Source organism: [Clostridium] celerecrescens 18A (genome assembly GCF_002797975.1).
In the GTDB taxonomy this organism is placed as follows: domain Bacteria; phylum Bacillota; class Clostridia; order Lachnospirales; family Lachnospiraceae; genus Lacrimispora; species Lacrimispora celerecrescens.
Map to the genome: position 1 here is coordinate 4536663 of NZ_PGET01000001.1, position 14293 is coordinate 4550955.

A 14293-nucleotide genomic window follows, 5' to 3' on the forward strand; every position below is an offset into this window, starting at 1 on the left:
GAGAAAGGTAGGAATAGAAGATGATATGGATTAAAAATGCGCATGTAGTAGACCCTGGAAATCAGGTGGAAGGAACTATGGATATCTGCATTGCAGATGGGAAAATTGCCGGTATGGGAGAACAGCTTAAGATGGATGCCCTTCCCGTTTCAAAGGAAGATGTAGTAATCGATGCTTCCGGTTTTATCGTTGCTCCTGGGTTTGTTGATGTCCATGTTCATTTCCGGGATCCTGGTCTTACTTATAAAGAGGATATACAGACCGGAGCAAGAGCGGCTGCAAAAGGTGGGTTTACAGCTGTTGTTTGTATGGCAAATACAAAGCCTCCCGTGGATAATGTGGAAACCCTTCAGTATGTGATGAGGGAAGGGAAGAAAACTGGCATCCACGTGCTGCAGGCGGCAGCTGTATCGAAGGGACTTCTTGGCAGAGAACTGACGGATATGGAGGAATTAAAAAACCAGGGGGCAGTGGGATTCACCGATGACGGGATTCCCCTCCTTGATGAGAAGCTGGTAAAGGAAGCGATGGAGCGTGCGGTAAAGCTTAACGTTCCATTGAGCTTTCACGAGGAAGACCCTGCTTTTATCACAAACAATGGCATCAACCATGGGAAAGTATCCGATCAGCTTGGAATCTTTGGTTCCCCGGCTTTGGCGGAGGATTGCCTGGTTGCCAGGGACTGTATGATTGCCCTTCACACCGGCGCGGCGGTAGATATCCAGCATATCAGTTCCGCTGCCTCCGTTAAGATGGTAAAGCTTGCAAAGGAGCTGGGGGCTAAAGTGTATGCGGAGGTGACGCCCCATCATTTCACTCTGACAGAGGAAGCGGTATTAAAGCATGGGACCCTGGCAAAAATGAATCCGCCCCTTCGGACGGAAGAGGATCGTAAGGCTATAATCCAGGGGCTAAAGGATGAAAGTATTGATATCATTGCCACGGATCACGCTCCCCACAGTGCCGAGGAAAAGTCAAAGGAACTGACCGAGGCCCCAAGCGGGATCATCGGGCTTGAAACCGCGCTGGGGCTTGGTGTGACAAACTTAGTCCGGCCCGGACATCTGACCATGATGGAGCTGATGGAAAAGATGAGCTTAAATCCTTCGAAGCTGTACCGGCTGGATTTTGGCTGCATAAAGGAGGAATGTACTGCGGATCTGGTGATTTTTGACCCCAATGAGGAATGGACAGTAGGAGAATATGCCTCCAAGTCTTCCAATTCCCCCTTTACAGGAGAACGATTGTTTGGAAAAGTGAAATATACCATCTGCGGCGGGCGGATCGTTTATCAGGATGAAAAAGACTGATTGATGTGAAAGGAAGCAAGAGGGAGTGAAAACATGGAGATAAAGGCACAGGATCTGCCGCCTGCTGCGGCTTCCAAAGGCGAACCTGGGGCCGTGGACATTCAGCGGGCTGTAGAGGAAGCAGATATAAAGGGAAGGATCGAGGCCAGTGAGCGGTTTATGGAAGAACTGAGCCGGAGCGTAGAGGAACACCGAGAGAAAAGGAGTGAGGAAGGCGGGGAAGACAGGAGGGAAACGAGATCTGCCCGGGATACTGCCGCCCTGTCAGATGAAAGCGCCTATTATAAGCTAAGCACTGAAGAGCTTTCTGATCTTGATAAAATGTGGGGAAAGGAAGAGGCTGATTTGGCATGGGAGGATATCCTGTCGTGGAGTCCGTCTGCCTTAAAGCCCTTCTCTGACGAACTGGAGTATCTTACATTGATTTATAAGGAACTGCTGCAGGCAATCCTTGAGAATACCACAGCAGGAGTACAGGAGGATCAGCTTGCTGCACTGGAAACCGTATTATCGGATATCCTTATGAAGGTGCTTGAGTCGCGCATGGGGGAACTGAAAATCCTCTTTGGGAGTTTCGGGTCCCCAAGCTCCATGGCTTCCTTAAAGGCTGCGCTTTACCGCAGCGTTACAGGAAATACTCTAAGCAGCGGAGAACTGCAAAGGGTTTTTGAGGAGCAGGAAAATGCCGGAGATACCGTTAAGTTAAATCCGGGCAGCATTAGAATCCCGGTAAATGAATCTGGAAATGAAGCAGAGCAAGGAATGATCTATCAGCCTGCCGGGGAGGGACGGATAAAGAATGATCCCCGGTATGCCTGGCGGATGCGAAAGGAAGTTCCGCTGTCCGTCCTGGAAGGGAGCGGCTTCCCGGGGAGTAAGACATATGGTGCCAAGGCCTCCATTTCCTCCATGGAGAGCAATATGGTTTATTCTCCTTCGGACCTTGAATTGGGAGAGGCTTTTGCCGGGTATATAAACCACAGGGGAAATTTATTAAGGAGCTCCGGGCTTTCAGGAGGAAGTGAGGAACTATATGGGTTTCTGGCTGCGCTGATGGCGGTTAAATCCCAAACCTTTGGAGCTTATTCCGGGATCAATAAAGGACTTGCGGCTGATCTGCGGGAGGCGGTTGACCGAATGATCGATTACTGCATACAGGAAGCATTTAAGAAGTCTGAGGCTGCCATGAAAAGGCTGGGTGGCAGGAATATCCCCTTTCAGCCCAGAGCTGCTTATAAAATCTATTATTATATGATGAACCTTTATCAGACCACCAAAGACCTGCGGGAGACCGTAAATAAGGGGATAAAACATGCCTATCAGCAGTTTTTAAGGGATAAGGAATATTCGGAAGGCAAGGATGATTCCGGATCCTTTTTTACAAAGGACAAAAAGGATCCAAGAGAGGACTGGAAAGAGGGGAAGAAAATAGTAGAACGGGACTGGAAAGAATTTCTGTCCTTTATGGGAAGAGAGGATTTAGGCGGGATTCCGTTAGGAGTCCTGGAATTAAGTCCCTGGGGAATGCTTGCGGAGCCCGAGCTGTCTTCCAGAGGAAGGGGAGGCAGCATAAGTCCCGTCTTTCTGGCGGGAGCTTCGATTGCAATTCTCATCCTGATTTTATTTATGTTCTTTTTTTAAAACTGATTTTATAATTGCAAATTTCTTCTTTACAGAAACACTTTAGTGTGCTACCATGGTAACACATGAAAAGCAAGAGGAGGATGCAATTATGAAAAAAGGAATAATAATAGCAGCAGTGTTAGGAGCGGCAGTCCTGCTTGGCGGCTGTTCCGGGCAAAAGAGCGAAGTTACGGCTTCTGCGTCTTCCGAAACCACTGCAGCAACAGCAAAAGAGACTGGAAAAGAAACAGAATCAGGCGCTGATACATTTACTGTTGGATTTGACCAGGATTTCCCGCCGATGGGTTTTGTCGGAGACAACGGAGAATATACCGGTTTTGACTTAGAGCTGGCGCAGGAGGTGGCAAACCGACTTGGCAGGAAGTTTGTTCCCCAGCCCATCGCCTGGGATGCCAAGGACATGGAGCTGGAAGCAGGAAATATTGACTGCATCTGGAATGGCTTTACCATTACAGGCCGTGAAGACGGCTATACCTGGACAAAGCCTTATATGGAAAACAGTCAGGTGTTTGTAGTGGGAAAGGACTCCGGCATTAAGACCTTAGGTGACTTATCAGGAAAGATCATTGAGGTTCAGGCGGATTCCTCCGCGGAAAAGGCACTGCAGACGGATGGAAAGCTGGCCGAAACCTTTGGAACCCTTCAGACGACGCCGGATTACAACACCGCATTTATGGACCTGGAGATGGGAGCCGTGGATGCCATTGCAATGGATGTGATTGTGGCAGGTTACCAGATCGAGCAGAGGAAGGCGGATTTTATTATACTGGATGAGGCCCTTGCTGCCGAAGAATACGGGGTTGGATTTAAGAAAGGGAATGATGCTTTAAGAGATCAGGTCCAGGAACAGTTAGAAGCCATGGCAGCTGACGGAACCCTTAAAAAGATATCAGAAAAATGGTTTGGCAAGGATGTAACCACAGTTAAATAATCAAATACTCCGTAAAATTCCAGGAAGTATTTGACCCTTACAGTATTTGCCAGATGCAGAATGCAAGCATTCCTGCACCTGGCTCATTGCTTGCAGAAATAAAGACTTTATAATGGGTTCCGGTCCCCCCAGCCATGGGCCGGACCCTATTTTTTAGAACATGGAGGAGAAATCATGGCTTTAACGAAGATATTCTTACAATTGGCAGGGGGAATGTGGGTCAGCATCCAGATATTTGTAGTGACGCTGGTCTTTTCTCTGCCCCTGGGACTTTTAGTATCCTTTGGAAGGATGTCTAAAAACCCTGTCATACAGGCCATTGTTAAATTCTATATTTCAGTCATGAGAGGAACTCCATTGATGCTGCAGCTGATGGTAGTGTATTTTGGTCCATACTACTTATTCGGCATAAAGGTTGGGAACGGGTACCGCCTTTGGGCCGCATTTATTGGTTTTGTTATCAACTACGCAGCGTATTTTGCGGAAATATACCGGAGCGGGATCCAATCCATGCCGGTGGGACAGTATGAAGCGGCAAAGCTTCTGGGATATACAAAGACCCAGACCTTTTTCCGTATTATATTTCCACAGGTGGTGAAACGGATTCTGCCGTCTGTGACCAATGAGGTCATTACCCTGGTTAAGGATACCTCCCTGGCTTTTTCCATCAGCGTTTTAGAGATGTTTGCAGTTGCTAAGGCTCTGGCCTCGTCCCAGACCAGCCTAATTCCTTTTGTGGCAGCAGGCCTGTTTTATTATATCTTTAACCTTATCGTGGCAATTGGGATGGAATACATAGAAAAGCGGATGAACTATTATCAATAGGAGGAAGAAAAGATGTACTTACTGGAAATGAACCATGTAAAAAAAGCGTTTGATGGCCAGGGTGTGCTTCGGGATATTTCCCTGTCGGTAAAGGAAGGCGAGATCGTTTCCATCATCGGTCCATCCGGTTCGGGAAAATCCACCCTGCTTCGGTGCGCTACCATGCTGGAAGAGATGGATGGGGGAGAACTTAATTATCTGGGAGAAAAGGCTGCATGGAACGGGCCCGACGGAAAGGCCATCTATGCCAAAGGGGAAAGACGAAAGGAAATCCAGAAGAATTACGGACTGGTATTCCAGAACTTTCACTTATTTCCCCATATGACGGTTTTAAAAAACATTACCGATGCGCCGGTTCATGTGCAGAAACGGGATAAGGAAGAGGTTTTTTCTGAGGCCATGAAGCTTCTTAAAAAAATGGGACTAGAGGATAAGGCTGAAGCATATCCCTGCCAGCTTTCCGGAGGTCAGTGCCAACGGGTAGCCATAGCAAGGGCGCTTGCCCTAAATCCCAGGATCCTGTTTTTTGATGAACCGACTTCCGCTCTGGATCCGGAGCTTACAGGAGAGGTATTAAAGGTCATTAAATCCCTTGCAGACATGCACATTACCATGGTCATAGTAACTCATGAGATGGCCTTTGCCAGGGATATCTCAGACAGGATCATCTTTATGGCTGACGGCGTGATCGTAGAAGAGGGAACCCCGGAAGAGGTATTTTCTTCCAGCAATGTGCGGACCCAGAACTTCCTTGGAAGGTATGGAGAGGGTTGAAATTACCAATTTTAGGCAATTCGTAAAATTAATTAAGGAAAAAGATAAAGATTTTTCACAATCGGATGATATACTAAATGTGGAATCATAGGTGATTTAGGAAAGAAAGAAGAGGATGCTTATGAAGAAAACATGGATTATGGCAGTAGCCGTCTGTGCGGCAGTTTTATTTACAGCCTGTGGAAAATCTACAAAGAATACAGAAAGTGTAGCAAATACGGTAACGGAAAGTACGGCCCCCAGTTCTGAGAGTACGGGAGATGTAAGCCAGGAAGCGCCGGGCAACGGGGCAGAATTTAAGATACTGGCAGGTACGGTCAAAAAGGTTGGGGACAACTTGGAAAGCATGACCGTGGAGAACGACGGCAAGGAAATGTCCTTTGACTTAAGCGGTACAGTGGTAGAGACTTCCTATGCGCTGGAGCCGGAAGTGTCAGTTTCCGTTATCTATAAAGGGGAAATTTCCGGTTCGGATGCCTCTAATGCCAAGCCTGTCCTGGTGTTGGACGGGCAGGAGAACATGAAGGTGCAGGAAGTGACCGGAAGCGTTATGGACCAGGCCATGAGCACCTTTACCATTAAGACGGAATCCGGCGAAGAGATAGGATTTATCAAGGATAACTGCGAAGGTCTGGACACTGATGTGCTTGGAACCGCCACTGATGACAGCAATGGAAGCGGGGCCATAGTAAAGGTGACCTATGTGACCGTTGACTATGACGCAGGAAGCAAATCCAACTTCCCCTTAAGGGTGGAAGCCGCAAAGTAAAATGATTAAAATCCCGAATATGCAGGCATAATTTAATCCATGGAGACAAGCATTTCATAAGCCGAAGGCGTAATGAACTTCTTTTTCCAAGATAAAAAGCTTGCAAATTCGGGATTTTCATGTACAATAATAGAGATGACAGAAGAAGGGGCCAATGGACCCCTATTTTGATGATTTTGGCTAGCGAACGATAACCAGATTGCAGAAAGGGAATTTAAGATGATCAGTGCACATAACGTAACATTAAGACTCGGGAAAAAAGCATTGTTTGAAGAAGTGAACATTAAGTTTACTGAAGGCAACTGCTACGGGATGATTGGCGCCAATGGCGCGGGAAAGTCCACTTTCCTTAAAATATTATCCGGTGAATTGGAGCCGACAAACGGCGACATCGTCATAACGCCGGGACAGAGACTTTCCTTCTTAAAACAGGACCACTTTAAATATGACGGCTTCCAGGTGCTTGACACCGTTATTATGGGAAATGCCAGGCTTTATGAGATCATGAAAGAAAAAGATGCCATCTACATGAAAGAAGATTTCACCGATGAAGACGGTATCAAAGCAGCGGACTTAGAAGGTGAATTCGCTACCATGAACGGCTGGGAGGCAGAATCCGATGCGGCAAACCTCTTAAACGGTCTGGGAATCGATACAGATCTTCACTACAAATATATGAGTGAATTAAACGGTGCTGAAAAGGTTAAGGTGCTTCTTGCCCAGGCTCTGTTCGGAAACCCGGACATCCTGCTTCTTGACGAGCCTACCAACCATTTGGATCTGGATGCCATTGCATGGCTTGAGGAATTCCTTATTAACTTTGAAAATACGGTTATCGTGGTTTCCCATGACCGTTACTTCTTAAATAAAGTCTGCACCCATATTGCAGACATTGATTACAGTAAAATCCAGCTTTATGCAGGTAACTACGACTTCTGGTATGAGTCCAGCCAGCTGATGGTAAAGCAGATGAAGGAAGCCAACCGGAAAAAGGAAGAAAAGATCAAGGAGCTGCAGGAATTTATCCAGCGTTTCTCCGCCAATGCTTCCAAATCCAAGCAGGCAACTTCCAGAAAGCGTGCGTTGGAGAAAATCGAGCTGGATGACATCAAACCCTCCAGCCGTAAATATCCATACATTGATTTCCGCCCGGCCCGTGAAATTGGCAATGAGGTTATAAGTGTTAATAATTTATCAAAGACCATTGACGGAGTAAAGGTTTTAGACAATATCTCCTTTACCTTAACCCGTGAGGATAAGGTGGCTCTGGTGGGACCCAATGAGATGGCAAAGACCATTCTCTTCAAGATTCTTTCAGGGGAAATGGAGCCTGATGAGGGCGATTACAAATGGGGCCTTACCACCAGCCAGTGCTATTTCCCGAAGGACAATACAGCGGAGTTTGCTAACGATGATACCATCGTTGACTGGCTGACCCAGTATTCTCCGGAAAAGGAAGCCACTTATGTGCGGGGATTCCTTGGCCGTATGCTGTTTGCCGGAGAAGATGGCGTAAAAAAGGTACGGGTATTGTCCGGTGGAGAAAAGGTGCGCTGCATGCTTTCCAAGCTGATGATTTCCGGAGCTAACGTACTGATGCTCGACGAGCCTACGGACCACTTGGATATGGAGTCTATCACGGCACTTAATAATGGTCTGGTAAAATTCCAGGGAGTTCTGATTTTCTCCTCCCGTGACCATCAGATCGTTGAGACAACGGCTAACCGTATTATGGAAATCGTAAATGGACAGCTGATCGATAAAATCACCACCTATGATGAGTATCTGGCAAGTGATGAGATGGCTCGTAAGAGACAGGTATTTACTTTGACTGAGGAGCAGGTAGAAGAGAATAAATAGACCATGTTTCAATGAGGTAGCAGTCTGGCACTTAAGATGTCAGACTGCATCTTTTTATTTAGAGGAACAGAAGGAATCTCAGGAAACAATAATATTTTTTATGTAAGAGGTTTCGGAAATATCAGAAAAATAGTATGATAGAAAAAAGGCGGATAAATTAACCGCAGCGAAAGGATTTGAAATGACCATGGTTACGATGGAAGAGGTTGCTAAGGCTGCACATGTGTCGCGTGCTACTGTATCAAGAGTTTTATCGAATCATCCATCAATCAAGATGGAAACTCGAAGCAATGTCATGTATTGGGTAAAGAAACTGGGATATGAGCCGAATCAGGTGGCACAGAGCCTGGCGGGAAACAGGACCAATATCATCGGCGTATTATTTTCTGATTTATCTAATCCTCTGTATGCTTCTTTAATGACAGCAATCGTACATGAAGCTGAGAAATACGGATATAATGTTATTTTAGGTGATGCCCAGAGGGAAAGGGCAAGGGAAACCAATATTATTAATGGATTTAAACGACGCAAAGTAGATGGAATAATCGTAAGGCCCATAGGAACGCCCAATAAAAAATTATACAGCGGAATTAATATACCTATGGTAAGCCTTTTTAAACAGACGGAAAAGAAAAATATCATAATCAGCTCAGAAGAGGGAGGCATTCAGGTAGCAAGGCATTTCCTGGAATTAGGACATAAAAATATCGGTTATATAGGACCTTTAAAATCCCTGGCCGGAAACAATAAGTTAGAGGGGTTTCGGTCTGAGCTTGATAAAAGCGGACTGAAATTAAAAGCTGTTCTTGAATGCAACCAGCATGAAACAGTAGAAAACCAGAGAGCCTATGAAATCATCAGTCAGTATTTTAAGACCCATGATCCAGGTAAAATCTCAGCATGGTTTGCCCATAGTGATATTGCGGCAAGTGATGTAATCAAATCTCTGGCTGAACATGGACTGCAGGTACCGAAAGATGCGATTGTCTGTGGCTATAATAATACCCTTTTAGCCAAAAAGATGATCCCCACACTATCTTCGGTGGCATCACCAATAGAAGAAATTGCAGGGAAAGCGGTCAGCATGGTTCTTAATGGCATAGACGGAAATACGGAGGAGGAACTGATTAATTTATCCCCCAGACTGGTAATACGTGAATCCACCTCCAGAGGTTTATTCAAATAGCACAAAAAAATAATGTAAAATACGTCATCATATATAAATTGCATGTGCCGTCTTGACAGTTTGCCTCTTATGTTATATTCTTTATACATGCAAATGAACGCGCGTACATTGTTGCAGAGAATAGGAGGATAAGATGAGTAAAGAGAGACAGACAGCAGAACAGATCCTGCTTCATATCGGTGGTCAGGAAAATATTTTAAACGTAGAACATTGTGCCACAAGATTAAGACTTGTTTTGAAAGATGAAACAAAATTCAATAAGAAAGAAATTGAAGCAATTGACGGTGTAAAAGGAAGTTTTCTGGCATCAGGGCAGCATCAGATTATTTTGGGAACGGGGTTTGTTAATAAGGTATTTGCAGAGGTAATAGATATTACAAAGATGGACAATGGTAAAATGATACCAAAGTCTGAGGCTGCAGCGGTTCACATGAACGTATTCCAGAAGGCTTCCAGGCTGCTTGGAGATGTATTTCTGCCCATTATACCTATTTTAGTAGCGACAGGCCTTTTTATGGGCCTTCGCAGCCTCATTACCAATCTGGGGGTAGAATTGGACCCTACTTTCCTGGCTTTATCCCAGGTGCTGATTGATACTGCATTTGCTTTCCTTCCGGCACTGGTTACTTATTCTGTTATGAAAAGATCTGGAGCTTCGCCTGCACTTGGGATTGTAATAGGTCTCATGCTGGTGGCACCTCAGCTTCCCAATGCCAATCAGGTGGCCAGCGGGAAAATTGATCCGATTTATTTAAGCTTACTTGGTCTGAACATACCAATTTTAGGTTATCAGGGATCCGTGCTTCCCGCATTAATGCTGGGTGTAATTTCAGCTAAGATCGAAAAGTGGCTTAGAAAGGTTGTGCCGGATGTTCTGGATCTGATCATCACACCATTTGTTACGTTGTTTTCCAGTATGGTGATAGGTCTGGTTGTAATAGGACCTATTATGCATATTGTTGAAAAAGGACTGGTAGAGGCAATTTCTTTTTTGATGAACATACCCCTGGGTATCGGCGGATTTGTCGTTGGAGCGCTGCAGCAGGCGGTGGTGATCACTGGGCTTCATCATACGTTTAAGGCTCTTGAGGTTGAACTTCTGGCAAACACGGGCTCCAATCCGTTCAATGCTCTGGTGTGCGGCGCTATTGTGGCACAGGGAGCAGCAGGGATTGCGGCTGCTTTAAAAACAAGGAATAAGAAACAAAAATCACTGTATCTCACTTCGGTTCTGCCTGCGTTTTTAGGAATCACCGAGCCGTTGATATTCGGCGGAAATTTACCCAGGCTTACCCCGTTTATATGCGGATGCATTGGAGGAGGTTTTGCCGGTATGTTCTCTTCTTTCGTGGGGCTTGCCGGAACTGGCATGTCTATTACAGCATTACCAGGTATTCTGCTTTATTTAAATGGACAGCTTGGAAAATATTTAATTGCATGTGCCATAGGATTTGTAGTGGCCTTTGTTTTGACCTATATATTCTATAAGACAGAAGAATAATTAATGATTAATAAGGAGTATCATGGAACGATTATATAATAACATAACGCTGCCGGATCTCTGGCCGCCCCATAACAGGGAGGAAACGCTGGATAAGCCCTTAAGAGTTCCATATCTGCAGGAAAAGCCGGAGTATGTTGATATATCGGTTGGCAGGCAATTATTTATAGATGACTTTCTGATCAGCGAAACGGACCTGATCAGGGAATTTGGTAAGCCTGAAATACCGGATCAGCCTGTTTTATGGCCTCAAACCACCATGGAGCTGAACGATGGTTATTGTACATGTGCCTGCCCTTTTAATGGCGGAGTGTTTTATGATGCTCAAAGCCGGAAATTTAAAATGTGGTATCATGCAGGATGGTTCGATGGAAGTGCTTATGCGGAAAGTGATGATGGATTTAAGTGGAAGCGGTTAAGTGAGATTTCTCCTTCAGGGAATTCTGACCGGATACTGGAACACATTCCGGGTTATTTGAGGGATGGAGATGCCGTATGGGTGGATGAGTATGCCAAGACCCCGGATGAGAAATATAAGATGCTGGTATTTTATCGGTGTTTTTCTGAGGATTTTAAATATTATCATCTTAAGCCAAAACATGCGCATGATGATCCCACATCTGTTCCGCCTGAGGAAATAACGGTATTATATAAGTCAGCAGACGGGATACACTGGACAGAAGTATGCAAAACAAGCCCTTCAGGGGATAATACAACATTTTTTTATAATCCGTTTCGTAAAAAGTGGATTTACAGCATGAGGACTTTTTCGGAACTGGACAGTAGAGTGAGAGTACGCAGTTATTATGAAACGGATGACTTTTATAAGGGCAGTCAGTGGCGAAGCAAAGATTTAAGCTTTTGGGCCAGAACCGATATTTATGATAAACCCGACAGGGATCTGGGATATTATACACAGCTGTATAATTTGGATGCAGTGGCGTATGAAAGCGTAATGCTCGGCATTTATTCCGTATTTATGGGACCTCCCAATTTTGTATGTGAAAAGACAGGATTGCCGAAAATCAATGACTTAAAGCTAGCATTCAGCAGAGATGGCTTTCATTTTGACAGACCTACGTATGAGGATTTTATAAGTTCCTCTAGACAGGAAGGAAGCTGGGACTACGGATATCTCCATCCTGCAAACGGTATCTGCACGGTGGTGGGGGACGAGTTATATTTTTACTATTCTGCTTTTTCTGGAGATTCTCCGAATTTCGGCAGTCATAAATATTCCGGAGGAGCAGTAGGCGTTGCCAGACTAAGGCGGGATGGGTTCGCTGCAATGAAAGCGGAAGATACAGAAGGTACTTTAACGACAGAGTTATTAAAATATCAGGGAGAGTACCTGTTTGTAAATGCACAATGCACCGAAGGCTGGATGGCTGCCGAAATTCTGGATCCGGATGGAAATGTAATACCGGGATACTCCAGGCAGGATTGCTGTCTGATGAAGGAAGATAAGACGAAATTCCAAATAAAGTGGCGGGATAAACAAACTTTAAAAGACGTTGCTCCGGATAAAGTAAAAATCCGGTTTATCCTGTACAATGCTGCAATATTTGCTTTCTGGATTACAGACAGTAAAGAAGGAAAAAGCCACGGTTATCTTGGGGCAGGCTCTCCGGGGCTTACGTCCGGGAACAAAGATGACTGAAAGACATGAATAAAAGTGATCCGGGTGCCGGCAAAGCAGGGGATTCATCCTGCTGGACGGGAAGCCTCCGAACGGATGGTTATAATACCATCTGTCCGGGGGTTTTTTCTCTTTACAGAGAGTCCGTAATTGCACAAAGTTCTCCTATGTCGTATAATCTTTTTGAAAGGAGGTGAGAACAATTGATACCATCGATTATTATGCCTATGCTTCCCATATGAGAGGCTGGAATCCTCAGTTTAAGGCGGTGACAGCAGTAGCTTCCCTGCTCTTTTGCATCGGGGCGAATGACAGGAAGGTGTCGGTGATGGTGCTTTTCATTATGTCTGCTATTACCATATTGGCAGGCGGCGTTCCCTGGAAAAATTATCTGGCCCTTCTTAAGATCCCTCTTGCATTTCTCCTTTTGGGCACAGCAGCCATTGTCATCGACATATCATCGGTACCCCATGGACGGGCGCTTGTTTCTGTTTCTGGAGTTTCCCTGTATCTGACAGAAGGCGGGCCGGAGCTTGCTATAGGTCTGATCTTAAAGGCGCTTGCCGCTTTAAGTACCATGTATATGCTAATGCTTTCCACTCCGGCAAGCGAGATCATCTGTGTGTTCCGAAGGCTTCATGTCCCCAAAATAATTCTGGAACTGATGAACATGATTTACCGGTTTATCTTCGTAATGATGGATACCCAGTGCTTCATGAAGCAGGCGGCCGAGTCAAGGCTGGGGTACTGCGATTTCAAGACTTCCTGCCGCTCCTTTGGAAGCACGGCCGGAAATCTGTTCGTGGTTTCCTTAAAAAAGGCCAATACCTATTATGATGCACTGACTGCCCGCTGCTATGACGGAGAGCTTTTGTTTCTGGAAGAGGAAAAAGGGGTAAAAGGGTGGCAGCTTTGGGCGGCAGCGGGTTATTTTATGGTCCTGTTATGGGTGCGTCTGCTGGCTTAACCGGCTTGTGGGACAGAAACAACAGAAGAAGGAGGTGAGGGATGATGGAGCAAATACTTTTGCAGGCAGAAAACCTGTGCTATTCCTATGGACAGGGCAAGCAGGTTTTAAAGGATATCAATATAACCGTGAGAAAGGGAGAGAAAATCGTGATTCTTGGTTCTAACGGTGCAGGTAAATCCACCTGCTTTCTCAATTTAAACGGCGTATACCGTCCGGATTCCGGAAGGATTCTTTACCGCGGGGAGGTGATAGGAAAAAAGGATTTAAATGAGCTGAGAAAAAATGTAGGGATCGTCTTTCAGGATGCGGACAATCAGATCATCGCTTCTACAGTGTTTGCAGAGGTATCCTTTGGCCCGATGAATTTAAAGCTTCCGAGAGAGGAAGTGAAGAAACGGGTGGAGGAGGCCCTGGAATACATGAATTTAGGGTCGATGAGGGACCGGCCGCCCCACTATTTAAGCGGGGGGGAGAAAAAGCGTGTCAGCATAGCCGATATCATAGCCATGGAATCCGAGGTGGTCATATTTGACGAGCCTACTGCCTCTCTGGATCCGGTCAATGTGGAAATGTTAGAAGGTGTTCTGGATAAGATGAATGAGATGGGGAAAACTCTTTTGATTTCAACCCATGATGTGGATTTTGCCTACCGTTTTGCAGACCGGGCGGTGATATTTGCCGGGGGGCGCATCATAGCAGACGGTCCGGTGAGGGAAGTGTTTGAGGATGATGAAGTATTAAATCAGGCCAATTTAAAAAGGCCGGTTCTTTTAGAGGTTTATAACAGCCTGGTGAGGCACCGCATTTTAGAAGAAGGCGGGGACTCTCCCAGAGATGCCGGAGAACTGGAAATGCTCTTACAAACACAAAGAAATTGACAGAAA

At 45.5% G+C, this 14293-nt stretch carries 12 protein-coding genes; all 12 read left to right on the plus strand.

Annotation, left to right across the window (positions count from 1 at the left end; genetic code table 11):
- The first annotated feature begins 20 nt into the window (after window positions 1-20).
- The 12 genes from H171_RS20670 (at window position 21) to H171_RS20725 (ending at window position 14287) form a co-directional block, all read left to right on the plus strand.
- On the plus strand, window positions 21-1310 hold the full coding sequence (locus tag H171_RS20670; RefSeq protein WP_100306811.1) for a dihydroorotase: 1290 nt from the start codon (window positions 21-23) through the stop codon (window positions 1308-1310).
- Window positions 1311-1343: 33 nt separating this feature from the next.
- Window positions 1344-2951 carry a hypothetical protein gene (locus tag H171_RS20675; RefSeq protein ID WP_100306812.1) on the plus strand — a complete coding sequence of 536 codons (1608 nt, stop codon included), beginning with the start codon at window positions 1344-1346 and terminating at the stop codon, window positions 2949-2951.
- Window positions 2952-3042: 91 nt separating this feature from the next.
- Window positions 3043-3885: an amino acid ABC transporter substrate-binding protein gene (locus H171_RS20680; RefSeq protein WP_100306813.1), complete on the plus strand. Its 843-nt coding sequence runs from the start codon at window positions 3043-3045 to the stop codon at window positions 3883-3885.
- Window positions 3886-4059: 174 nt separating this feature from the next.
- Entirely contained in the window at window positions 4060-4710 is a 651-nt protein-coding gene (locus H171_RS20685) for an amino acid ABC transporter permease (protein ID WP_100306814.1), read from the plus strand.
- A 12-nt stretch (window positions 4711-4722) separates the two neighbouring features.
- Window positions 4723-5484, plus strand: coding sequence for an amino acid ABC transporter ATP-binding protein (locus H171_RS20690; protein ID WP_100306815.1), 762 nt, complete (start codon window positions 4723-4725; stop codon window positions 5482-5484).
- Window positions 5485-5605: 121 nt separating this feature from the next.
- Window positions 5606-6253, plus strand: a complete 648-nt coding sequence (locus H171_RS20695) for a hypothetical protein (RefSeq protein ID WP_100306816.1) — start codon at window positions 5606-5608, stop codon at window positions 6251-6253.
- Between the two features lie 219 nt (window positions 6254-6472).
- A complete protein-coding gene (locus tag H171_RS20700) occupies window positions 6473-8113 on the plus strand; it encodes an ABC-F family ATP-binding cassette domain-containing protein (protein WP_100306817.1) in 1641 nt (546 codons plus the stop codon).
- A 187-nt stretch (window positions 8114-8300) separates the two neighbouring features.
- The gene (locus H171_RS20705; protein ID WP_166433639.1) at window positions 8301-9299 is read left to right on the plus strand and encodes a LacI family DNA-binding transcriptional regulator; all 999 of its coding nucleotides are present in this window, start codon (window positions 8301-8303) and stop codon (window positions 9297-9299) included.
- Window positions 9300-9432: 133 nt separating this feature from the next.
- Window positions 9433-10800: a PTS transporter subunit EIIC gene (locus tag H171_RS20710; protein WP_100306819.1), complete on the plus strand. Its 1368-nt coding sequence runs from the start codon at window positions 9433-9435 to the stop codon at window positions 10798-10800.
- Window positions 10801-10822: 22 nt separating this feature from the next.
- Window positions 10823-12460, plus strand: a complete 1638-nt coding sequence (locus H171_RS20715) for a hypothetical protein (RefSeq protein ID WP_100306820.1) — start codon at window positions 10823-10825, stop codon at window positions 12458-12460.
- 172 nt (window positions 12461-12632) lie between these two features.
- Window positions 12633-13406 (plus strand): cobalt ECF transporter T component CbiQ, encoded by a 774-nt coding sequence (gene cbiQ / locus H171_RS20720; protein ID WP_242977032.1) that lies wholly within the window; start codon window positions 12633-12635, stop codon window positions 13404-13406.
- Between the two features lie 44 nt (window positions 13407-13450).
- Complete coding sequence (locus H171_RS20725) at window positions 13451-14287, plus strand: energy-coupling factor ABC transporter ATP-binding protein (RefSeq protein ID WP_100307607.1); 837 nt, start codon at window positions 13451-13453, stop codon at window positions 14285-14287.
- The last annotated feature ends 6 nt before the right edge of the window (window positions 14288-14293 follow it).